Origin of the sequence: Campylobacter concisus (assembly GCF_015230035.1) — a bacterium.
In the GTDB taxonomy this organism is placed as follows: Bacteria; Campylobacterota; Campylobacteria; order Campylobacterales; family Campylobacteraceae; genus Campylobacter_A; species Campylobacter_A concisus_BK.
This window is the reverse complement of record NZ_JAAKZD010000001.1, coordinates 71474-95128: the sequence shown is the minus strand read 5'-3', so window position 1 is coordinate 95128 and position 23655 is coordinate 71474. Positions and strand designations below refer to the sequence as shown.

At 38.0% G+C, this 23655-nt stretch carries 22 protein-coding genes and 1 pseudogene; 18 read left to right on the top strand and 5 right to left on the bottom strand.

Translation table 11 applies throughout. From position 1 onward, the window contains the following. Nucleotides 1-81 precede the first annotated feature (81 nt). The 13 genes from nhaD to G6W41_RS00420 all read left to right on the top strand — a co-directional run bounded on the left by nhaD (nucleotide 82) and on the right by G6W41_RS00420 (nucleotide 16654). Nucleotides 82-1470, top strand: coding sequence for a sodium:proton antiporter NhaD (gene nhaD, locus G6W41_RS00480; RefSeq protein ID WP_021084730.1), 1389 nt, complete (start codon nucleotides 82-84; stop codon nucleotides 1468-1470). Between the two features lie 10 nt (nucleotides 1471-1480). Continuing rightward, on the top strand, nucleotides 1481-3013 hold the full coding sequence (guaA, locus tag G6W41_RS00475) for a glutamine-hydrolyzing GMP synthase (RefSeq protein ID WP_194170263.1): 1533 nt from the start codon (nucleotides 1481-1483) through the stop codon (nucleotides 3011-3013). A 20-nt stretch (nucleotides 3014-3033) separates the two neighbouring features. Then, nucleotides 3034-3951, top strand: coding sequence for a DNA-methyltransferase (locus G6W41_RS00470; RefSeq protein WP_194170262.1), 918 nt, complete (start codon nucleotides 3034-3036; stop codon nucleotides 3949-3951). After that, nucleotides 3952-5664: a DGQHR domain-containing protein gene (locus G6W41_RS00465; protein WP_194170261.1), complete on the top strand. Its 1713-nt coding sequence runs from the start codon at nucleotides 3952-3954 to the stop codon at nucleotides 5662-5664. A gap of 592 nt (nucleotides 5665-6256) precedes the next feature. After that, nucleotides 6257-6901 (top strand): cupin domain-containing protein, encoded by a 645-nt coding sequence (locus G6W41_RS00460; RefSeq protein WP_194170260.1) that lies wholly within the window; start codon nucleotides 6257-6259, stop codon nucleotides 6899-6901. Between the two features lie 110 nt (nucleotides 6902-7011). After that, nucleotides 7012-8172, top strand: a complete 1161-nt coding sequence (locus G6W41_RS00455; RefSeq protein WP_194170259.1) for a multidrug effflux MFS transporter — start codon at nucleotides 7012-7014, stop codon at nucleotides 8170-8172. Beyond that, nucleotides 8165-8806 carry a uroporphyrinogen-III synthase gene (locus tag G6W41_RS00450; protein WP_194170258.1) on the top strand — a complete coding sequence of 214 codons (642 nt, stop codon included), beginning with the start codon at nucleotides 8165-8167 and terminating at the stop codon, nucleotides 8804-8806. Before G6W41_RS00455 ends, G6W41_RS00450 begins: the two co-directional genes overlap by 8 nt. A gap of 232 nt (nucleotides 8807-9038) precedes the next feature. Continuing rightward, nucleotides 9039-10283: a phosphoribosylamine--glycine ligase gene (gene purD, locus G6W41_RS00445; RefSeq protein WP_194170257.1), complete on the top strand. Its 1245-nt coding sequence runs from the start codon at nucleotides 9039-9041 to the stop codon at nucleotides 10281-10283. After that, a complete protein-coding gene (locus tag G6W41_RS00440) occupies nucleotides 10280-10729 on the top strand; it encodes an RDD family protein (RefSeq protein WP_002941696.1) in 450 nt (149 codons plus the stop codon). Before purD ends, G6W41_RS00440 begins: the two co-directional genes overlap by 4 nt. Continuing rightward, on the top strand, nucleotides 10722-12884 hold the full coding sequence (locus G6W41_RS00435) for an LPS-assembly protein LptD (protein ID WP_194170256.1): 2163 nt from the start codon (nucleotides 10722-10724) through the stop codon (nucleotides 12882-12884). The genes G6W41_RS00440 and G6W41_RS00435 overlap by 8 nt, the downstream gene beginning before the upstream one ends. 13 nt (nucleotides 12885-12897) lie before the next feature. Next, nucleotides 12898-13596, top strand: coding sequence for a sodium:proton antiporter (locus G6W41_RS00430; RefSeq protein ID WP_103650395.1), 699 nt, complete (start codon nucleotides 12898-12900; stop codon nucleotides 13594-13596). Next, nucleotides 13586-15784: a polyribonucleotide nucleotidyltransferase gene (locus G6W41_RS00425; RefSeq protein WP_103650396.1), complete on the top strand. Its 2199-nt coding sequence runs from the start codon at nucleotides 13586-13588 to the stop codon at nucleotides 15782-15784. The genes G6W41_RS00430 and G6W41_RS00425 overlap by 11 nt, the downstream gene beginning before the upstream one ends. 18 nt (nucleotides 15785-15802) lie before the next feature. Beyond that, a complete protein-coding gene (locus tag G6W41_RS00420; protein ID WP_194170255.1) occupies nucleotides 15803-16654 on the top strand; it encodes a universal stress protein in 852 nt (283 codons plus the stop codon). 302 nt (nucleotides 16655-16956) lie between these two features. On the opposite strand, the gene G6W41_RS10400 is transcribed toward G6W41_RS00420, so the two are convergent. The 5 genes and pseudogenes from G6W41_RS10400 to G6W41_RS00400 all read right to left on the bottom strand — a co-directional run bounded on the left by G6W41_RS10400 (nucleotide 16957) and on the right by G6W41_RS00400 (nucleotide 20462). Continuing rightward, complete coding sequence (locus G6W41_RS10400; RefSeq protein WP_430733008.1) at nucleotides 16957-17397, bottom strand: methyl-accepting chemotaxis protein; 441 nt, start codon at nucleotides 17395-17397, stop codon at nucleotides 16957-16959. Nucleotides 17398-18285: 888 nt separating this feature from the next. Beyond that, nucleotides 18286-18747, bottom strand: a pseudogene (locus G6W41_RS10395) (PDC sensor domain-containing protein); the annotation flags it as partial. Nucleotides 18748-19023: 276 nt separating this feature from the next. After that, the gene (locus G6W41_RS00410; protein WP_194170253.1) at nucleotides 19024-19566 is read right to left on the bottom strand and encodes an SCO family protein; all 543 of its coding nucleotides are present in this window, start codon (nucleotides 19564-19566) and stop codon (nucleotides 19024-19026) included. Nucleotides 19567-19575: 9 nt separating this feature from the next. Further along, nucleotides 19576-20040, bottom strand: a complete 465-nt coding sequence (locus tag G6W41_RS00405) for a hypothetical protein (RefSeq protein ID WP_194170252.1) — start codon at nucleotides 20038-20040, stop codon at nucleotides 19576-19578. After that, nucleotides 20040-20462, bottom strand: coding sequence for a copper chaperone PCu(A)C (locus G6W41_RS00400; RefSeq protein ID WP_194170251.1), 423 nt, complete (start codon nucleotides 20460-20462; stop codon nucleotides 20040-20042). Before G6W41_RS00400 ends, G6W41_RS00405 begins: the two co-directional genes overlap by 1 nt. A gap of 137 nt (nucleotides 20463-20599) precedes the next feature. On the opposite strand from G6W41_RS00400, the gene G6W41_RS00395 reads away from it, so the two are divergent. The 5 genes from G6W41_RS00395 to G6W41_RS00375 are packed head-to-tail and all read left to right on the top strand — an operon-like array spanning nucleotide 20600 to nucleotide 23646. Then, the gene (locus tag G6W41_RS00395; protein ID WP_194170250.1) at nucleotides 20600-21565 is read left to right on the top strand and encodes a L,D-transpeptidase family protein; all 966 of its coding nucleotides are present in this window, start codon (nucleotides 20600-20602) and stop codon (nucleotides 21563-21565) included. A 2-nt stretch (nucleotides 21566-21567) separates the two neighbouring features. Continuing rightward, nucleotides 21568-21807 (top strand): CmeU family protein, encoded by a 240-nt coding sequence (cmeU, locus tag G6W41_RS00390; protein WP_004317595.1) that lies wholly within the window; start codon nucleotides 21568-21570, stop codon nucleotides 21805-21807. Then, on the top strand, nucleotides 21800-22813 hold the full coding sequence (locus G6W41_RS00385; RefSeq protein ID WP_194170249.1) for an alanine racemase: 1014 nt from the start codon (nucleotides 21800-21802) through the stop codon (nucleotides 22811-22813). Before cmeU ends, G6W41_RS00385 begins: the two co-directional genes overlap by 8 nt. Before the next feature lie 9 nt (nucleotides 22814-22822). Beyond that, the gene (locus G6W41_RS00380; protein WP_021088382.1) at nucleotides 22823-23254 is read left to right on the top strand and encodes a hypothetical protein; all 432 of its coding nucleotides are present in this window, start codon (nucleotides 22823-22825) and stop codon (nucleotides 23252-23254) included. Next, nucleotides 23245-23646, top strand: a complete 402-nt coding sequence (locus G6W41_RS00375) for a hypothetical protein (protein WP_194170248.1) — start codon at nucleotides 23245-23247, stop codon at nucleotides 23644-23646. Before G6W41_RS00380 ends, G6W41_RS00375 begins: the two co-directional genes overlap by 10 nt. Nucleotides 23647-23655: the final 9 nt, after the last annotated feature.

The window sequence follows — 23655 nt, the reverse complement described above, 5'->3', positions numbered from 1 at the left end:
CAAGCTTAATAAATTTAACTAACCTAAATTTTAGGCTCATTTAAGTAAAATACGCAAATTTTTATCTTACAAGGAGAGTATATGAGGTTATTTGGACTTCTAGGCTTGTTTTTTGCTATAGCCTTTGGTGCTGACGGAGAAGCTGTGGCTATTGACTTAACTACTACATGGGCGGGAATTTTATCGCTTATCATTTTTGTTGTTGGATACTTTTTCATAGCAGCAGAAGAGAATTTTCACATCGACAAGGCAAAACCTGCCATTTTTATCGGCACTTTTATGTTTTTACTAATCGGCGTTTATATGCTTATAAACGGCATGGATGTGCATTCGCTAGAGCACGAGGTAAATCACCTGATCTTAGAGATAGCTCAGATCGTATTTTTCTTAATGGTAGCGATGACATTTATCGAAGCACTTGTTGAAAGAGATGTATTTAACGCGCTTAAATACAACCTAGTTTCAAAAGGCTACACTTACAGAAAGCTATTTTGGCTAACTGGTATTTTGGCGTTTTTCATTAGCCCAGTGGCTGATAACCTAACAACAGCGCTTATCCTATCAACCGTTCTTTTAACGATAGATAGAAATAATACAAATTTCCTAGTCGCAGGTGCGATAAACATCGTCGTAGCAGCAAATGCAGGCGGAGCGTGGAGTCCATTTGGCGATATCACTACACTTATGGTTTGGGCAGCTGGCAAGTCACCATTTTTAGACTTTTTTGCACTTTTCCCAGCTTCATTTATCGGCTGGTTTGTGACAGCGTTTTTACTTTCACGCATCGTGCCAAATACTGCGCCTCATTTTGACGTCGCAAATGAGCCAAAAGTGGTTATGAAAAAGGGTGGTAAAGCGGTTATCTTCATAGGTGCATTTACCATCTTTTGTGCTGTTATGATGCACCAGTTGTTTCATTTACCAGCTATGTGGGGCATGATGTTTGGCTTCTCACTGCTTAGCCTTTATACATATTATTTCAAAAAAGCTCACAAAGATGAAGAGCCTATGAATGTCTTTCACTATATGTCAAAGATCGAGAACAACACACTATTTTTCTTCTTTGGAATTTTAGCTGCAGTTGGCGCTCTTCACTTTGCTGGATTTTTAAATTACGCTGTGTCACTTTATGATAAATTTGGCTCAACACCTGTAAATATCGGAGTTGGCTTCTTATCAGCAGTCGTTGATAACGTCCCTGTTATGTCAGCTGTGCTAAAAGCAAACCCAGCCATGGGAGCTGATGCGGGCGAGGCTATGAGTCAGTGGTTACTAGTGACACTTACAGCTGGTATCGGCGGTTCGATGATCAGCTTTGGTTCAGCAGCTGGCGTTGGAGTAATGGGTAAATTAAAAGGAATTTATACCTTTGGTGCGCATATGAAATATGCATGGATGGTAGTTTTAGGATACATCGTATCACTCATTGTTTGGTATGTGCAGTTTGAAATTTTTCACATCTACTTTTAAAAGGTTATAAATGAACAATACGATTATAGTTTTGGACTTTGGTTCGCAGTATACTCAGCTAATAGCTAGAAGGCTAAGAGAAGAAGGAGTTTATACTGAAATTTTGCCATTTAACGCAAAACTAAGCGATATAAAGGCGAAAGATCCAAAAGGTATCATTCTAAGTGGTGGCCCAGCTAGTGTTTATGCTAAAGATGCCTACTTTTGCGATAACGGCGTCTTTGAGCTAAATATCCCTATACTTGGCGTTTGCTACGGCATGCAGCTACTTGCTCACACACATGGTGCTGAGGTTTTAGCAGCTGATCACAAAGAGTACGGCAAGGCTGAACTTAGCGTCGTAAAAGAGCACGATCTTTTTAAAGATACACCTTCAAAACAAATCGTATGGATGAGCCATAGCGACTATGTAAAAGACCTGCCAAAGGGCTTTGAGGCGATTGCGATTAGCGAAAATTCACCTTATTGCGCTTTTGGTGATGATAAGCGTAAATTTTATGCAATCCAGTTTCACGCAGAGGTGCAACATAGCGAGTATGGCACGCAAATTTTAAAGAATTTTGCTAAATATATCTGTGGCTGCGAGAGCACATGGAACATGGGAAGCTTCGCTAAGAATAAAATAGAAGAGATCAGAAAAACAGTGGGCACTCACAAGGTGCTTTGCGCAGTTAGCGGTGGTGTGGATAGCTCTGTTACTGCGGCACTTTTGGCAGCTGCTGTGCCTGAAAATTTGATCCTTGTTTTTGTCGATAACGGACTTCTTAGAACAAACGAAAAAGAGCAGGTTGAGGCTACATTTAGAACGAAACTTGGCGTTGAGCTAGTTAGTATAGATGCGAGCGAGATCTTTCTTAACCGCTTGGCTGGCGTCGTTGATCCTGAGAAAAAACGCAAGATCATAGGCGAGACATTTATAGAAATTTTTGAAAAAGAGGCTAAAAAGCATGGCGATGTGAAATTTCTAGCTCAAGGCACTCTTTATACTGACATCATCGAAAGCTCAGTCGTTGGCTCAAGTAAGACTATAAAGAGCCACCACAACGTTGGCGGCTTACCTGATTGGATGACATTTGAGCTGATAGAACCGCTAAGAGAAATTTTTAAAGATGAGGTTAGAAAACTAGGTCTTGAGCTTGGACTAAGCCGCGAGCTAGTTTTCCGCCATCCTTTCCCTGGACCTGGCCTTGCTATCCGCATCATGGGCGAGGTAAATAAACCAAGTCTTGAGCTGCTTCGCAAAGCTGACGTGATCTTGCGCGATGAGCTAAAAAGTAGTGGTTGGTATAACAAAACTTGGCAGGCATTTTGCGTACTTTTAAACGTAAATTCTGTTGGCGTAATGGGTGATAACCGCACCTACGAAAACGCTGTTTGTGTGCGCGTGGTCGATGCGAGCGACGGCATGACTGCAAGCTTCTCAAGGCTTCCTTATGATCTGCTTGAAAACGTAAGCCGCCGCATCATAAACGAGGTAAATGGCATAAACCGCGTAGTTTATGACATCTCAAGCAAGCCACCTGCAACTATCGAGTGGGAGTAAAATTTATATCGGTATACAAAATGGAAGTAAACGAAAAATTTGCAATAGACAATAGGGTAACTATTTTTAATGGAGATTGTCTGGAGTTGCTAAAGACAATTCCAGATAATTTTTGCGATCTAATTGTCACATCGCCGCCATATTGTATAGGTAAAGAGTATGAAAATATTCATGATGATATTATGAGTTTTAAGGAGCAACAATCAAAAATATTTAATGATATTTATAGGGTTCTAAAGGTTGGTGGTAGTTTGTGTTGGCAGGTAGGATATCATGTTAACAAAACAGAGATATTTCCTTTAGACTACTATGTGTATCAGGTGTTTTATGAAAGTAGTTTAAAGCATAAAATCCCACTTGTTTTAAGAAATAGAATTATTTGGACTTTTGGACATGGTCTAAATAGTTCAAAACGTTTTAGTGGAAGACATGAAACAATACTATGGTTTACAAAAGGCAAAGAATATAATTTTAATTTAGACAATGTACGTATACCACAAAAATACCCAGGCAAACGTTCATATAAAGGAGGGAATAAAGGGGAATTTAGCGGTAACCCCTTGGGTAAGAACCCATCAGATGTGTGGGATATACCAAATGTTAAGGCCAACCATATAGAAAAAACAAAGCACCCATGTCAATTTCCAATTGCTATCCCACAGAGGCTAATTAAAGCATTAACGCCCATCAATGGAATAGTTTTGGACCCGTTTATGGGTTCTGGAACATCAGGTGTAGCATCCATACTAGAGCAGAGATGCTTTGTGGGAGCAGAGATACAAAAAGAATACTTTAATATTGCCAAAACGCGTATTCAGGAAGCTATTGATGGGGTTATAAAAGTCAGAAAGGATGTACCAGTTATGGAGCCTGACTTAAATAGTTCGGTTGCGATGTTACCAGAAGAATTCCGTAAAATTAGAGAAGGACAAGTATAAATGCCTAAAAGTATTAGAAAATCAAAAAAATCTCCGGAAGAGATAAAAAAAGCAATATTGTCTAGAATTTTTAGGAATAGTATAAAAAATACTTTTATTATGGCTGGTTTTGAATATTTAAATACACTAAATAAACACTTTAAAGTAGGACATAGGACTGTAGAATTAGATTTTATATTTATTTATGAGAATATAATTTTGATTTGTGAAGATACAGCAACAAAAACAGATAAAATTAAAGATCATGTTAGAAAAAAGCATGAGGGATTTGTAGAAATCAATAAAAATACAGCAGAGTTTTGCCAATGGCTATATGATAATTTTCAAGGTTCATTTATTAAACAATATTCATTAGATAGATATAAAATCAAGTTTTTGTATTTTCCTCAAGAAAAACTTGATTTTAGTGATGATGATTATAAATTATACTCATTGATAAAATTCGTCGACCATAATGCTTTAATGTATTTATCTAAAATGTCAAAATGTATAAAAAGGTCGGCCAGATATGAAATTTTTAGATTCTTAGGATTAAATGATGATGACATAGGTATTGTTACTACAGAAAGTAGCCAGAAAGAAATAAAAACTACAATAATTACTCCAAAGTCGTTTACCGGCATTAAAGACAATGTAAGAATAGTATCCTTCATGATGTCTGCAGAGACTTTAATAAAAAACTCTTATGTCTTAAGAAAAGATAACTGGGAAGATTCTTCTTTGCTTTATCAACGTCTAATTCAGGATAAAAGAATTAACAGCATAAGAAAATTTTTAGTAACAAATAAAGAAGCTTTTTATAATAATATCATTGTAGCTTTGCCTGAAGATATTTCCTTTAAAAGAGATAATACACCTATTAATATTGATGAAATTAATAAGCTTGATGTATGCACTATGCTTATCCCAAATTGTATGAATAGTATATGTATTATTGATGGACAACATCGTATTTATGCTCATTATGAAGGTTTGGAAACAGATAGTGATGAGTCTAAAATATCACAGTTAAGAAAAGAGTTGCACTTATTAGTTACGGGTCTTATTTTTCCAAAAGGTATGTCAGATACTCAAAAAATAAAGATACAGAGTGAAATATTTTTAGATATTAATTCTAATGCCAAACCAGTATCTCAAGATGTATTACTACATATTCAAATGGTTAAAGATCCTATTTCGGATTTTGGTTTATCTAGGTCAATCATTGATCTCCTAAATAAAGAAAGTATTTTTCGAAATAAATTTGAAATGTCATTATTGGATGAAAATAAAATTAAAATTGCGTCAATAATTAAATTTGCGTTGCGTTATTTAATAACTTTAGACCCCAAGGATGGTAGAAAAAATCTATTCTTTCACTGGGATGGCGATAAAGAGGCACTAAAAAGAATGGATGATGCAACCTTGGATAAATATAAAAAATTTTGTGTAGAAAAAATCTCAACATATTTTGAGGCAATAAGGAAACATTTCAATAGTGAATGGCATGATCCTAAATCTAAGATATTATCTGTAACATCTATAAATGGGTTTATTATGAGCTATCTTACACTTATTGATAAATATGGAATTAAAGATTTTGAATTTTATGATGAACTTTTAAATAAGTTAGATTTTGATTTTTCAAAAGATAATTTTCCATATACATCAAGTCAATATGCAAAATTCTCTAGAGAAATTATAAAAAAACTGGAAATTGAGTTGGAAGATTAAAAATGATAAAAAATTTTTATCGTTTAAAACAAAAGTATAATGACATAAGTACTAAATCTATGCATTAAATGTATATAAAATAGTAGTGATTTTTATATAAAACTTATAATCTTATATAATGTTAAATTAGATTTTTTTAACAAACGCTGAATTTATATATTAAAACAATAATGAGTTACAGTAGGCTTCTAAAAAAGACATTATACATTTACCACCTGGTTTGGACGAATATGTTTGTCTTGTTTTACTATAGGTTGATTAAAATATACCAGTATATCATTAAATAGCCTTATATAGCAAAGCAACAACTAAAAACACTATATGGATTAATATTTGAATATCTATTAATGATACGGAAACATGAAAATAAGATTACTTTCTAGATATGAAGCAAAAAGAAATTTGATATACAAGAATTTTTATATAAATAAAGGTCAGCAAAAGTTCTATCACTACTAATAGAACAGGTGTTGTATTGATATTTTTTGGTTTTACATAAATCTTTTAAAATTTGAAAAACAAATAATCTCTATCAATAAATCATCTAAAAAATTTAACTACAATGGCATGTAAAATTATAAAAGGATACAACTTGAGCAAAATTTATAATCTTGACAAAGACACAAAGATAGTTGAAAAAAGCGTCGTTAGCAAAAGGCTCTTTAAAAACAAAAACGCAAGCGTAGATATATACGCATTTGACGAGGGCGAGGAGCTTGATCACGAGATGCTTTTTATAGATAGCCTTGCCTTCGTCATTGACGGCGAAGCGCAGCTTGAGTATGGCGAAAAGCAGATGAGGCTTGGGCGCGACGAAGCCTGCCTTATCGAGGCAAAAACCTGGAGAAAGCTCAAATTTACAAAGAAGACAAAATATTTACTAATAGATTTTAAGGAGAATGTTATGATAGATCATTTAGACAAGGCGAGTGTTTTTAGCCTCGCAGATGCCGTTAGCTACGAGAGTGGCAAGATAGTTAGCAAGACGCTTGTCAAAAACGAAAATGGCTCGATGTCGCTACTTAGTTTTGACAAAGACCAAGAGCTCTCAACCCACGCTGCCCCAGGAGATGCGCTACTTATCGCGCTTGATGGCGAGCTTGATTTAAAGATAGCTGATGAGAGCTTTCATCTAGTAAAGGGCGATAGTATCGTGCTTCCAGGTAAGATCCCACACGGTCTAAAAGTGAAAGACAAATTCAAAATGCTTCTAATCGTCACAAAAGACAAAATGTAAAATAAGCCCTATTTTAGGGCTTCTCTCTTTTATAAATCACATTAAATTTACCCTTAATAACCCAAAAAGCAAAGTCATAATATAATCCCTTTAAAATTTGAAGAAGAGCTATGAAAAAAGAAAATTCCAAACTATTTTTACTGCTATTTTTGGGCGCGCTTTCAGCTTTTGGTCCATTTGTCACAGACCTTTACCTGCCAGCACTTCCAGCCATAACTGAGTGGTTTGGCACAAGCGTTCCAGCAACCCAGCTAACTCTTACGACCTCGATGGCAGGCCTTGCGATCGGCCAGCTAATAGTTGGTCCAATCAGCGATAAATTTGGCCGAAAAACACCACTTACCATCTCGCTCATCATCTACACGATTAGCACTATTTTTATATTTTTTGCGCAAAATATCCAGTTTTTTATCTTTATGCGCATCATCCAAGGGCTTGCAAGTGCGGGCAGTCTCGTCATCTCAAGAGCCGTTGTGAGCGACCTTTATAAGGGTCACGAGATGACTAAATTTTTTAGTTTGATGATGGTTGTAAATGGTCTTGCTCCGATATTTTCACCAATAGGCGGCAGCTTGCTACTTAAATTTACCGACTGGCGCGGCATCTTTATGGCGCTAACAATCATTGGTATTTTGCTATTTATCGCAAATTTTTACTTCAAAGAGAGCCTAAGCCCTGCTAACCGCCTAAAAGTGCCTTTGCTTCAGACCTACAGCGTCTTTGGCAAAATTTTAAGAAAAAAGAAATTTATGCTATTTATTGCGATCCAGACATTTACGATGGCTGCGATGTTTGCCTATATCGCGGCATCTTCTTTTATCTTACAAGAGTTTTACTTGCTAAGCCCAGTAAGTTATAGCTTTTGCTTTGCGGCAAATGGCCTAGCCATCGTTATAGGTGCTAGGCTTTCAAGCTTGCTAAATGAACGAAAAGCGCTAAAAACTGGGCTTTTTGGCACCTTGTTTGCTAGCATTTTTATAGCGTTTATGCTTTGCTTTAAATTTGAAGTGATCGGCGTTATCATCGCATTTTTCTTGCTTTTGCTCTTTACTGGATTTATCTTACCAACAGCCTCATCACTCGCGATGAATGAGGGCAGAGAGTACGCTGGCTCAGCCTCAGCGGTGCTTGGATTTTGCCCATTTTTCTTAGGTGGCATCATCTCGCCACTAGTTGGTCTTGGTGACATTTTTTACTCGACTTCGATCGCCATTTTAGCTTGCAGCGTGCTTGCTTTTATCTCATTTTTAGGGCTAAAAAGAGTTGCGTAAAATTTATCTTGTCTCAAACACAAAAACAGCCGATGAGAGCGTTGTAAATTTAAGCGTTAGCAGGATAGAGTTTTTGAAATTTGATTTGAATTTAAGCGAATTTGACGCGCTTGTGGCAACCTCCAAAAATGCCTTTAATGCCTTAAAATTTAATGAGATCAGTGCGCTAGAAAATTTACCAGTTTTTGCCATAGCAAGTGGCTGTGCGGCGGCTGCAAATGGGCTTGGTTTTACTCAAATTTACACTGGACAAAATGCTCATGGAGATGACTTTGCAAGAGAAATTTTGCCACTTTTAAAGGGCAAAAAGGTGCTTTATCTAAAGGGCAAAGATAGCGCTTCAAATTTCTTAGAAATTTTGCAAAACGGTGGCGTAAATATAAAGGCGGTCATTGCCTATGAAAATGTCTTAAATCCTTGCAAAATGGAGCTAAAACCACCAAAAAATAGCATTTTGATCTTCGCATCTCCGATAAATGTGAGAAATTTTCTTACTAATTTTGGCTGGGACGAGAGCTATCAGACGATAAGCATCGGAAAGGTCACTGCAAAAGAGCTAAAATTTAGCACGCCACTTGTTAGTCAAAGTCAAGATATAAACGCTTGTATCGCACTTGCCAAAACGTTACTTTAAGCAAAGAATTTATATAATTTTATTGCCTGAGTGAAGCGAGTCAGCATTTTACGGGGTCCAACACTTTTTTGTTAGCGAAAAGGTATGGGTGCCTTGCGATGTGGCTTCGTTTGAGCCTTAAACAGCGAGAAGTTGCAACCTTTTGGTATCCATCTATTTGCAAGATTGGCTTTGTTTATGGGCCACTCTTCTATGCGACGCCCACTTGGGTTTTTAAATTTACGGAGATAATATGAACATTCTCATAATAGGAAGTGGCGGCCGCGAATACGCCATTGCTCTAAAACTAAAAAGCGAAAAAAATATAAATTTATACTTTGCGCCTGGAAATGGTGCGACCTCACGCCTTGGTGAGAATTTAAGCATAAAAGACTTTCATGAGCTAGCAAATTTTGCCAAAAAAAATAGTATCGAGCTAACTATCGTGGGACCTGAAGCGCCTCTTAGTGAAGGCGTAGTGGATATCTTTAAAAAAGAGGGTTTACTCATCTTTGGACCAAGCAAAGCAGCTGCTAGACTTGAGGCTAGCAAGGCCTATATGAAGGACTTTTTAGCTAGAAATAATATAAAAACTGCAAAATATTTAAACACAGACGATAAAGAAAAAGCATTTAAATTTATCGATACTCTAAGTGCTCCGATGGTTATAAAGGCTGACGGACTTTGCGCTGGAAAAGGCGTGATCATCGCAAATTCCAAAGAAGAAGCCAAAGAGGCAGTTAGCGACATGCTAAGTGGAGCTAGCTTTGGTGATGCTGGTAAATTTGTAGTGGTTGAAGAGTTTTTGGACGGCTTTGAGCTAAGCTTTTTTGCCATTTGTGACGGCGAAAATTTTGTAAGCTTGCCAGTGGCGCAAGACCACAAACGCCTACTTGATAACGATGAGGGTCTAAATACTGGCGGCATGGGCGCTTATGCTCCAAGTCCGCTTGCTTCAAAAGAGCTTATAAAAAGGGTCGAAGAAGAGGTTGTAAAACCTACGTTAAAAGGGATGAAAAACGAGGGCAGTCCGTTTTGTGGAGTGCTTTTTGTGGGGCTGATGATTGTGAAAAATGAGCCTTATGTGCTTGAGTTTAACGTGAGATTTGGCGATCCTGAGTGCGAGGTTTTGATGCCATTAATCGACGGAAATTTGAGCGAAATTTTACTAAGTGCTGCAAAGGGCGAGCTAAAGCCTATTAGTTTAAAAGATGAATTTGCTGTTGGTGTCGTGATGTCTAGCAAAAATTATCCTTATAAAAGCAGCCCAAAGGCTAAAATTTCTGTTTTAAATGATGTAAAAGATGCCCATATAGCTTACGCAGGCGTGAGCAAAGAGGGTGATGAAATTTACGCAGATGGGGGCAGAGTGCTAGTCTGCGTGGCGACTGCAAAGAGCATAAAAGAGGCACGTGATAAGGCCTATGAGCTTTGCGAAAATGTCAAATTTGACGGAGCACACTATAGAAAAGATATCGCGTGGCAGGCTCTAAAATGAGTATGCAGATAGAAGAGAAGCTTCAAAACGAAGAAATTTCACTTGCCCCTTTTGCTAAAAGGATCATGGCGTTTTCTATCGATGAGATCATAGTTTCGTTTCTTTTTATGATCATCTATTGGGAGCCTCTTTCTACTAGCACTAACTATGATGACGCTAGAAATTTAGTATTAAATTTATTTTGGCAAGTGGTCGCTTTAAAAGTCATCTATCACACATTTTTTGTTTGGTATTATGGCGCAAGCCTCGGGCAGATGATAACAAAGACGATGTGTATAAATGTAGAAATTTTAGATAAGCCAAATTTAACTCAAAGTCTTGTTAGGGCGATATTTAGGATAGTTAGTGAAGCTTGTTTTTATCTTGGCTTTGCTTGGGCACTTTCAAACCCTGCAAGGCAGACGTGGCAAGACAAAATAGCAAAAACAGTGGTGATAAATGCGTAAAATTTTATTTTTGATTCCGGTTTGTGTTTTTAGTTTAAGTGCAGCAGTGCAAGATGTGCAGCTATTGGCTGATGATGTGAAGCAAGATAATGGCATCGTAACGGCAAACAAAAACGTCGTTGTATATTCGCAAGAGTATCTTGTGACGGCTGATTGTGCTGTTTATGATCAAAACAACTCAGTCATTGAGCTCTTTGGCAATGTCAATATGATGAAGGGCAAAGATGAGGTCTCCCGCTCAAACTACGCTAAGCTAAATTTGAAAAACAACAACGCTGCCTTTGAGTCGCTCTTTATGATGAACAAAGACATGGAAGTGTGGATGAGAAGTGATGAGAGCAGCTCAGATAGCGAGTACTACAGAGTAAGAAAGGCGATGGTTTCAAGCTGCAACGTCCAAGATCCTGACTGGAGCATCACCTCAAGCTCAGCCATGCTAAACAAACAGAGTAAATTTTTGCACCTTTTTAACCCAGTCTTTCGCATAGCAAACGTGCCAGTCTTTTACTTGCCATACTTTGGCTTCTCAACTGATACTACAAGAAGGACAGGCCTTTTGCCACCAGAGCTTGGATATGGCAAGTCAGAGGGCTTTTACTACAAGCAGCCAGTCTATTTTGCTCCTTATAATGAGTGGGATCTGGAGTTTGATCCGCAGATAAGAACAAACAGGGGCGCTGGAATTTACGGTACTTTTAGATTTACTGATTCACCTGATTCAAGAGGTGAGATCAGTTTTGGTTCATTTACTGATAAAAACAGCTACCGAGCCAAGCAAAAAAGCGAGACTTCAAACAGAGCTGAGCTAAAAAACAAAACCCATAAAGGTGTCGGGCTAAAATATGAAAGAGATAAGCTTATAAAATACCTTAGCGAGGCCGATCTGCAAGAGGGCATGTGGATAGATGCAACTAAGCTAAATGATATAGACTATCTAAATTTAAAGGGCAGAGATGATGACTATGACTCGCTTGTCACCTCTAAATTTAACTACTTCATAGCAAATGACGATCACTACTTTGGTGCCTATGCGAAATACTACATAGATACCGAAAAAATCGGCTCAAAAAACGAAAACAAAGATACGCTTCAAGAGCTTCCATCGCTTCAGTATCATAAATTTACAAACGATATAGTCTTGCCAAATATCTTATATTCAATCGATCTTCAATCACATAGATATGATAGAAAGATAGGCGTTAGAGCAACTCAGTATGAATTTACGCTGCCAGCTTCAGTGCATGTGCCACTGTTTGATGATAGCTTAACGTTTTCATTTTACGAGTACCTTTACGCTTCAAGGATAAACTACGAAAATAAGATAAATTCATTTGATGACAAAAGAGAAGATAAACACGCAAATTTTGTAAATAACTACCATAAATTTGCTCTTCACACAGACCTTGCAAAGGCGTATGAGAGCTTTTATCACACTTTAAATTTTGGTGCTGAGTATTTGCTACCAGGCTACAGAAAAGGAAATTTAGACGACGAGTTTATCTATGACAAAGATCTAAATGAATATGAAAATTTCTTAGCTCAAGATCAGAGCAAAGAGGAAGTTTCTGGCTATTTGACGCAGTATTTCTTTAACGGCAGTGGCAGAAAAGTCGTCAAACACAGCATCTCACAAGGTTACTACACAAAAGATGATGAGTATTCAAATTTAAAAAATGCCATCTACCTATATCCGTTTGAGAATTTTAGCATTTATAACAAGCTAGAGTATTCACACAAAGATAGAGAGCTTAAAAAGGTTCAAAATGGACTTTACTATACGCATGATCTATTTTGGATAAATATGCTCCATACGATGAAAAAGAGCGATAGCCTTGCTAAAAACAGCGCAACAAAAGATAGCTACTTTACAAGCAGTGCAGGCGTGAAGCTCCCTCATCAATATAGCCTAATTGGCGGCTGGCAATACGACCTTGAGAGAAGCTATACAAAGAGCTGGAGAGTTGGCGTGCTTCATCAAAGAAAGTGCTGGAACTACGGGCTAATTTATCAACACGATGTCGAGCCGACAACAACGACAAATGGCTCAGCCTCAACTAAGAAAAGTGGCATCTACTTTACTATAAATTTCTATCCGATGGGCGGCTTGCACTATGACTTTTCACAAAGCAGCACTACTTCATCAAGTAGCAAATAAGATGGCTAGATAAATGGCAAGCGTTAAATTTAAAGATCAACTAGATGCAGCTAACAAGCTCATCGAGATCTTGCCAAAAAAAGAGCTAAATGACGCTAAGACGATAGTTCTTTGCATGTCGCTTGAGTCAGTTATCCTGACTGATGTGGTTTGCAGGGGGCTAAATTTAAGCTACGAGATGCTCTTTAGCGAGCCAATCCCTGCGCCAAACAACACCGAATGCGACGTAGCGATAGTTAGCGAGACCGAGGATATCGTGCTAAACGATCCTCTCATAAAAGCTTTTAACATAAGCTATGACTACATCTACGGCGAAGCGCATAGAAAATATGAAGAGAAAATTTTAAAAAATGTCTATAAATATAGAAAAGGAAATTTGATAGGAGAGCTAAAGGGCAAGAATATTTTACTGATCGATGAGGGGTGTGAGACTGGCATGACGGCACTCATTTGCATAAAGACGCTGCTTGATGTGAAGGTAAAGTCCATCTCATACGCAACGCCGATGATAGCCACTGATGTCTTTGCAAATTTAAATGATATGGTCGATGAAATTTATACGATAAATAAGATTGTTGATTTTATCGATGTGGATTCGTATTACGAGAAAAAGATCGAGGCTACGAGCGAGCGCATCATGTCGATATTAGAAGAGAGCCCTCACTATTTACCGTTACAAAAACAACAAGGAGATAAAAATAATGCAATATAGTATAGAAGTCAATAATCAGGTCGAAATTTTTGACCTTAATAAAGTAGCTAAACAAGCTAGCGGGGCAGTGCTTTTAAGGGTGAAAAACACCGTAGTTTTAGCAACTGTGGCAAGAGAAGATGTGCAAGTTGAAGAGGACTTTTTGCCTCTAACGGTGCAATACATCGAAAAAGCTTACGCAGCTGGCAAAATACCAGGCGGTTACGTCAAGCGTGAGACCAAGCCAGGCGACTTTGAGACACTAACAGCTCGCATCATAGATAGATCACTTCGCCCACTTTTCCCAAAAGGCTACGCATACCCAACACAGATCGTTGTCATGGTGCTTTCAGCTGATCCTGAGGTTGATTTACAAGTTGTGAGCCTAAATGCGGCTTCAGTTGCACTTTACCTTAGTGACATCCCTGTAAATCGCCCAGTTTGTGGCGTAAGGGTTGGCTATATAGATGATAAATTTGTTATAAATCCAAGCAACTCTGAGCTAAAACAAAGCGCGATCGATCTTTATGTTGCTGGCACAAAAGATGAGCTTTTAATGATCGAGATGAGAAGCTTACCTCAGCAAACTACGCAGCTCATACCGATGGTAGCGATCGAGCCGATGATAGATCCAAGCCTAAGTGATAGCATGGCTCAAAAGCAAGTGATGAATGAATTTAGCGAAGATAAGATGGTTGAGGCGATCGACTTTGCTGGCAAGGCTATACTAAGAGCTAGCAGCGCTTATGAAGAGGCGTTTAAAGAGCATAAAAAAGAGGATGCCGCACTTGAGCTAAAACCAGAGATAGAAAACGAAAATATCGCTATTTACATCGATAAATTTTATAAAGCAGAGGTTAAAAACGCGATCAATCAAATGGCAAAGAGCGAGCGTGCAAGCGAGCTTGGCAAGATCGCTAAACAAATTTCAAGCGATGAGGTAGCTCAAAAAGAGGGCTGGGACGAGGCTGTCATCTCGAATGTCCTTGGTAAATATAAAAAGAAAATAGTAAGAGAGCAGATCATAAATGAGGGCGTTAGAGCCGACGGACGCGGGCTTGAAGAGGTTAGACCTATTAGCATCGAGACAAATGTCCTTCCAAACGCTCACGGCTCATGCCTCTTTACAAGAGGTCAAACTCAGGCTCTAGTTGTCGCCACTCTTGGTACAGATAGCGATGCGCAGATGTATGACATCCTAACTGAAAAAGCTCCTTTGGTTGAGAAATTTATGTTTAACTACAACTTCCCAGGCTTTAGTGTCGGCGAGGCAAGCCCACTTAAAGCTCCAGGCAGACGTGAGCTTGGACATGGAAATTTAGCCAAACGTGCCCTTGCACCAAGCATCGATCTAGCTTCTCCATATACGATAAGGGTCGTTTCAGAAATTTTAGAGAGCAACGGCTCAAGCTCTATGGCTAGCGTTTGCGGTGGTTCGCTTGCACTTAGAGCAGCTGGGGTCAATACCCAAAAACTAGTCGCTGGTGTTGCTATGGGTCTTATATTTGAAGGTGATAAGCACGCTGTTTTAACTGATATCATGGGTCTTGAAGACCACGACGGAGATATGGACTTTAAAGTTGCTGGCACAAGTGATGGCATCACAGCGCTTCAGATGGATATCAAGCTTGGAGGCATCAGCCTAGAGGTGCTAAAAGAGGCGCTTTATCAAGCAAAACGCGGCAGAGAGCACATCCTTACTCTAATGACACAGGCTGATAAAAATATAGAGATAAACGAAGATGTATTACCAAAACTTGAGCTATTTAACGTTGATCCAAGCAAGATCGTAGATATCATCGGTCAAGCTGGCAAGACTATAAAAGAGATCATCGAGAAATTTGAAGTTTCGATCGACCTTGATAGAGAAAAAGGCGAGGTCAAAATCGCAGGCGGCGCTAAGAAAAACGTCGATGCAGCAAAAGACTACATCATCTCTATCACTTCAAAAGAGAACTCTCGCTCATTTGGCAAAAAGCCGTTTAAACACGACAAAGAGCGTGTAAAACCGACATTTAATATCGGAGATGAATTTGTTGGAAGCGTAAAAAGCGTGGTTGATTTTGGAGTATTTATTGAGTTAAAAGACGGAGTTGATGGTCTGCTTCACATCTCGAAGATAAAGAGCCCATTAAACGTAGGCGATCAGGTAAAAGTGTGTGTGAGCGAGCAAAAAGGAAACAAAATTTCGCTCTCTTTGGTTGAATAAATTTTTAAAGGATAGATGATGAAATACAAAAAGTTGCTTTTTCCAATAGGAGCAGGGGACGATATCGAGCCAAGAATTTACGGTGCTTTAAAGGTTGCACAATGGTTTAAAGCTCACATGGAGATCCTCACTTGCCAACTAGATCCAAGCGTGGTTTATAATATGAAAATGACGCTTCGTGGTGGAGTGCTTTTTGAGGAATTTTTAAAATCAGCCAAGTCTGAGCTTGCGGTTGAGCACGAAGAGAACGAAAAGCTTTTTAATAAAATTTGCGCCGAGCTAGGCATAAAGGTGAGCAATGAGATCATCGAAGATGTTTGCACTGCAAATTTCACGATCCATAATGGAAAAAGAAGCGCCATAGTTGAGCAAGAGAGTAAATTTTGCGATCTAGTCGTAGCTGCAGTGCCACTTGATGGCAAGATCACTGGCACATTTGAGTCAGCTGTTTTAAAAAGCGGCAAAAATGCGATCGTTATCCCTAGAAAGATGCGTGATTTTAAGGCTGATAATATCCTTGTAAGCTGGACAGGAACTACTCAAAGCTCAAGAGCCCTAACTGGAGCGATCGATCTTTTAAAGAGCGCTAAAAAAGTTCAGTGCATCACTTCAAAGGCAAGCCTTGGTGATAATGCTGAGCTAAATCTTAAAAAGCTTGAAGAGTATTTTAAGGTTCATGGCATTAGTGCGTCTTTTGAGATCATAGCAACTACAACGATACCTGGCGAGGCACTTTTAAAAGCTGCAAATGATAGAAACGCAGACCTTATCGTAGCCAGCAGATATGGCGAAAACGGACTAATGGAGATGGTCCTTGGCGGAACATCAAGATTTTTCTTAGAACATACAAATATCCCAGTTTATCTATAATGGATTGCGGCTTAGTCCGCGATCTAATTTTTTAAAATCATCTTTTTGTTTTGCAAATTTTAAAATTTGCTAGAGCTTCTCTTGTAAAAAATATTTTTAGTTTATAATCGGAAATTTTAAAATTTGCTAGAAATTTCTTAAAAATAAATCACATGCAGTGCTTTAGCACTGCATGCATTTTTGTTTAAGCTTTTTGATTATTAAATTTAAAGCAGTTGGATAAAAATTAAATTTAAAAATATACAAATCCCAACCCAGTCTAAACCAGGTTGAAATTTATGAAGATTTATAAAGCAGTTTGATTAAAATTTATTCTTTCTTACTTCACTTACTATTGTCTTAGCCATGTTATCAACCTCTGATGTGACTTCATTTGCTTGGTTTGCAATTACTACATTTTCTTTTGTTAGGTGATCTATTTGAGCAACTGATTGATTGATCATATTGATACCTTCACTTTGCTCTTTGATTGATTCACTCATCTCATTTATTGATTGAGCTAGGACATTTGTATTTGCTTCTATCTCACCAAGTGATTTTTGAGTTCTCTCAGCTAGCTTTCTAACTTCATCAGCCACAACTGCAAATCCTCTACCGTGTTCTCCAGCTCTTGCTGCTTCTATAGCAGCATTAAGAGCAAGTAAATTTGTTTGATCTGCTATATCTCTAATGATAGTTATGATGTTTTTAATTTCATCACTTTGTCTTATAACATCAGCTGTCTTTTGAGAGATGGCATTCATTGAGCTAGACATTTGCTCAACTGCTGCTGCTGATTCTTGTAAGCTATTTGCTTGTGTGCTAGCACCTTGTGTGAGCTCTTTCATAGCCAAAGCCAAAGTTGTAGCCTTTTCTTCAAGCATCTTGGCATCATTTAAATTTGAGTTTAGCATAGTGCAAATTACTTCACCCATATTTGATACTCCAAGTATCATATCTTTTAGGTCGGCTTCAGCACCTTCTGGAACCTCTATAGTTGGTGTAAAATCATTCTTAGAATATGTGTTTAAAATAGCAGTAACACTTCTAATATTATGTGTTATACCAGCAAAGAAGCTGTTTAGTAGTGTTTTTAACTCTGCCAAAGATGGGTTATTTGGATTTTGGTTTATAACAACTCCTAATTTACCTTTATTGACAGTATTGACAATAGCATTAAGCTCACTAATCATTACATTATCTTTTTTGATGCCTTCAACTACTTCGCTGATATTCTCATTAATAACCTTGCTCATATCTCCAAACTCATCATTTCTATTTATATCTAATTTAGCTGGAGCATCAGCCTTATATGTAACAAATTTAAAGACTTCAGTTAATTTATCTTGTATGGTCTTGATAGGTTTTAGAGATCTTTTTAAAAGGAAGAAAACAAATGCAGATAAAATAACAATAAAAAGAACAGCCATAATAGCTTGTATTTTAAGTAGTGGCATAGTATTTGACGTAAATACATCTTTTTGCATAGCAGAGATAGCTAGCCAGCCACGATCATTTAGCTCTATGAAGTCAGCATATAAGTCTTCACCTTTTAAATTTTTATATAGTATAAGACCATTCTCGTCAAAATCCTTTGCTTTGTATCGCTCGATTAACTTTTTGGTTAGTTCAGGGGCTGTATTTATTATATTTTTATCAGGGTGGATGATGATCTTACCATCTTTATCTGCAACAAAAGCATAGCTATAATCAGTCTTGCTGATACTCATGATCTCTTTGCTTAGCTCTTCGATACTAACATTTGTAGCTGCAACGCCGGCATCTTTTATGGGAGCAACGAAGCTTATTACCATTTGTTTTAAAGAAGAAGATATATACGGATCAGTAAAGGTAATGCCATTTTTTTCTTTAGCTAGTTTATACCAGTCTCTAGCCCTTGGATCATAGCCATCTTTTGGGGTTTCGTTTTTACCATTTGAGCGGTACATCGCACCGTCATTATAGCCAGCATAAACAAGCCCAACCTCTTTATTTGACATCGATTTGCCTTGAGCTAAGATGGCGTCGATACCGTTGCGGTTTTCATCTAGCTTAGACAGGATAGAAGACATACTATCGACAATATGAAGATTATTGTTAAAAAATATATCCATTGCATCTTTAATATCTTTTAGAATTTGGCGCTGAGCTTGTGTGACTAGCTCGGTTGTCTTGTTCTGAGCAGTGTAGTAACTAGCGGCTGACATAGCCACAAACGATATACATAGAGCAACTATTAGCATTAGCGCTATTTTATTGGTGATTGACTTCACACGAATTCCTTTACATAATGATTTTATGTTGTCTATATCGGCTAGTTTAAAAAGAATTGTATAGCTGTTTAAGAAGTTTTTCTTTAAAAATAAGAAATTCTGATCTAAAAGATAAATTTAAGGTCGCTCTTTTATCAAATTTAAAAGATTTTCTCTGATATTTTCACTAGTTAAATTTGAAATTTCACCGTAGAAATTCCCCTCTTTATCTAGCAGATAGATAGCGGAGCTGTGAGCGACAGAGTAGCCCATAGCAGAGTTTTTAAGATGCACTTTTTGGTATTTTACGCCGTAGTTTTTAGCGACTTTTGGCAGATCGTTCATCTTTAGTCCGTCTGCATCTTTGTAGAAATTTTTTGCCATTAGGGTTAAATTTTCAGGCGTGTCACGCTCAGGATCAAGGGTGATGAAAAGTAGCTCAAAGTCATCTCTTTTTAGTTTATTTAGCTCATCGCCCACAAGAGAGAGCGTAGTAGGGCAGACATCGGGGCAGTAAAGATAACCAAAATATATCGCTTTATATTTGCCGTTATAGTTTTTAAGGCTCACTTCGCCATGCTCTGAAAGCGCCTTAAAATCATACTTGTTAGGCTTTATAAAAAGCATCGCAAGACCAGCACATATTAAGATTATTATCAAGCCCCAAAGTGTCTTTTTCATCATTTGCCCTTACATTTTTAGATCAAGATCGACAAAAAATCCAGTCTCTTTTTCGCCATCAAGCAGCTTAAACCTATACCTCATAAGATCGACTACGCAAGCACTTAGCACGACTTGTGCTATTAGATTATCGCCTCTTTGATCAAGCCTTGCCTTTATAGAACCCATGTTCATGTTTATGCCATCGATTACAAGATTTGGATCTTTTAGCCCTAAATTTTTGCCATTAATGATCTTAAAGCTAAATGGCCTCATCGCAAAGATCGGTCTTGGCGAGATGTCTATCTTTAGCTTAACGCCATTAAATTTCACCTCGCAAGCATCTTTGTTTAGATCACATTTTAGAGGATCAAGCGATGTATTTACATCGGCAAATTCAGGCGGATCCTCTTTGCTGACCATAAATTTATGACCTATCCAAAAAGCGCCTGCTACGATAAAGATGAGTGAAAAAAGGATTAAAATTTTTTTCATTATTTAAAGTTTTTAGTTACTCCGATATTATCAAGCTTGATGCTTTCGCCGTTGCTAAATTTAAGCTCCAGATCAACCTTGTCGCCATCTTTTATAGGTCTATTTAGATCCATAAGCATGATGTGAAGACCGCCAGGTGCTAGCTTAGTCTCGCCATTTTTTGGGATCACGGCATCTTTAACCTGAACCATAGCCATCATGCCATTTTCCATCTTGTGAGTGTGAATTTCAGTGCTTTTACAAACACTTGAATGAACGCCAACTAGCTTTACATCGGCATTTGAAGCGTTTTTGATATTCATAAAAATAGCGCTATTGTTTGTGCCAGGCTTTGTATCTCTTGCTCTGACATTTTCTAGGCTGATGTCAGCTGCCATTAGTGTAGAAGCCGCAAGCAATGCACCAAAAACAAGTTTTTTCATATTTTTTCCTTTATGGTAAATTAATAATGGTTTTCAGATTATACATATAAAGAAACTAAAATTCCCTTTAAAATTTAAAAATTGAAATTTTTTAGGTTATAATTACGCACTAAATTTTACTTTTTGGGACACTTCACTTGAAAAAGATACTATTTTTCTTCATCGCGTTAGCGCCTTGTCTTTTTGCCCAAAATTACGAAGAAATTTACTTAAAAAATGGCCCATCTGCTGTCATAGAAGCCATTGAAAAGAACATTTTAAGTAAGGACTACTGGCTAAACAAGCTCAAAGACAAGGACGTTAGATACGGATATTACGACAACGAGATACTTCTAAGCGTGGTTGATAAGACTGACAAAGAGCTTGAGGTCATCTCTTATAAAGATGGAGTTACAAAAAAACTCTTTAGCTCAAGCGTCATTGTTGGCAAAAATGGCGACAAACTGCTTGAGGGCGACCTAAAAACGCCAGTTGGCGTCTATCAGCTCACACGTAGATTTACGCCAAATGATAGATATCTTGGACCTATTGCCTTTTCTCTTTCATATCCAAATTTACTTGATAAACTTGCAAAACGTAATGGCAGCGGCATCTGGATACATGGCTATCCACTCGATGGTCAAAGGACAGATGAGCTAAAGACAAAAGGCTGCGTGGCTATGCAAAATGACATCTTGATGAAATTTGACGAAGTTATAGACCATAAAAAAACACTCGCATTTATCTATGAGGACAAGCGCCCAGAAGCAAGCGCGAACGACATAGCGGTGATCATCTCTGGAATTCTTAACTGGAAGAAGACTTGGAGCGAGAGTGACATCGATAGCTATTTGAAATTTTATGATAAAGATTTTGAGCGATATGACGGCATGAGCTTAGAAAATTTTAAAAATATGAAACGAGCGATCTTTTCTAAAAAAGAGAAAAAACATATCGCTTTTTCAAATTTTCTCATCACGCCTTATCCAAACCTTAAAAATGACAAGCTCTTTCGCGTGAGTTTTTATGAGGATTATGCTGCTGATACGCATAAATTTGCAGGTCAAAAGACCCTTTATGTCAAGCTTTATGGCGATGAGATGAAAATTTTTATAGAGGAGTAGAAGTGGAAAAATCTCAAGAAGTAAAAGAGAAGATAGAGAAAATTTTAGAGGCGAGGTCTGCATTTTTTGCTGAGCTAGACCGCCAAGTACCAAAGAAAAATGGCACTGATGTCTTTGACTTTAGCAAGGTCAAAGAGGCTGATCTAAAAGAAATTTACGCTAAATTTTACGCATTTGACTACAACGTAAGAAAGCTCTTGCCTGACGTTTATAAAGCTTATAATGTGAATTTCAATGTCTGAGATACGCCTAAACAAAGCAGCTTATATCCATAATCTAACTAAAATTTGTGACAAAGCTGGCGGAAAAGAAAAAGTGATCGTTGTGCTAAAAGATAACGCTTATGGACACGGCGCAAGGCTCATAGCTAGCGAGGCTAAGAAATTTGGCATAAAAAACTGCGCTGTAAAGAGCGAATTTGAAGCAGATGAGATTGCTGATATCTTTGAAAATATCTTGATCCTCTCGCACATCCCAACAGGCGATGAGAGCGCTAAATTTACCTACGCCATAAACGACATAGACGCACTTTTAAAGATAAAAGAAAATACAAAAATCAACCTCGCCATCGACACTGGCATGCATAGAAATGGGCTTGATATAAGCGAGCTTGATTATGCATTTGAAATTTTAGCTAGAAGAAATTTAGAGCTTCTTGGCGCTTATACGCACTTTCGCGCAAGCGATGAGCTAAATGCTGATTATTTCGTGCAAAGAGAAAACTTTAACGCCGCAAAAGCGAAAATTTTAGCCCTTTGCGATGAGTTTGGTATAAAAAAACCGATCTTTCACTCTCACAACTCAGCCGCCCTTGAAAGAGCAAGCGATATAAAAGATGAGATGGTGCGCGTTGGCATCGCTCAGTATGGATATGCCCAGTTTAACGGCTCATTGGAGCTAAAGCCAGTGCTTTCACTTTGGGCAAAGCGCGTTAGCAGACGCGTTTTAAAAAGTGGTCAAAGCGTGGGATATGGGGCTAAATTTATAGCAAAAGATGATATAAACGTCGCTACTTACGACCTTGGATATGGCGACGGACTGCTAAGATATGGCGGAGATGGCGAGCTAAGGCTTGCAAACGGCGAGATGGTACTTGGCAAAATTTCGATGGATAGTTTTAGCTGCAAAGATAGTGGCGAGTGGGTCTGTGTCTTTGAGGACGCAAACGTTTGGGCTAACTTTTTTGGCACGATAAACTACGACATCTTGGTCAAACTCTCGCCAAATATCACTAGAAAATTTATATAAAGGTAATATGTGAAAAAGATCGTTTTATTAGCTCTTGCAAGCCTTGCTTTTGGTGTGCAAGAGAGTGAGTTTAAAGTCTATGAGCAGATATTAAATCAGCTTGATACAAAGCAGATCCCAGCCTTTGTCGTCCAAACTGCAAAGCCAAATTTACCAAGCAGGGTCGATGAGATGATCACGCTAAAAGATGTAAGTAGCGACGGGCTGAATATTCATGGCGAGTTTGTCTTAAATGAGACCAAGACAAAGAAGCTAAAAGGCTACAACAAAGCTCAAATTTCGGCTTTAAAAGATGAATTTTATCAAAACGGAAAAGAGGCGCTTTGCAACTCAGGCATGGCAAGGGCTGCGCTAAATCGCGGCATCACGCTAAGTGGTAGCTACGGCTTTGAGGGCAGGCATCTTTTTGATTTGAAGCTGGATAAGAGTAGTTGCGAGTAGCCATTTTTGCGCTGGTTTTTTGCTCGCTAGCTCTGGCTCTTACGCCAGATATGGCAGCGAAAAATCACGTAACATACTACAAAAAAAAGCTCCCATTTATCTGCACACCGACACTGACACTTAATGATATCTTAAACGTCGGCGATACGCTCATCTACAGATACGCCGTCAAACACGCAAGAAAGCAAGAGATCAAAAGGCTTGAAGAAAAAGAACTTTTGGAATTTATCGAGGCTATAAAAAAAGAGAATTTAAGAACTGCATGCAAGGATAAAGAAATCTTAAATATGCTAAGTATCGGCGTTAGCTTGGATGAAATTTTCTACTCAGAAAACGGCGAACTAATCTTTGAATACACCATAAAAGATGAAGATTGCAAGAGACTTCAGTGAAATTCGGGG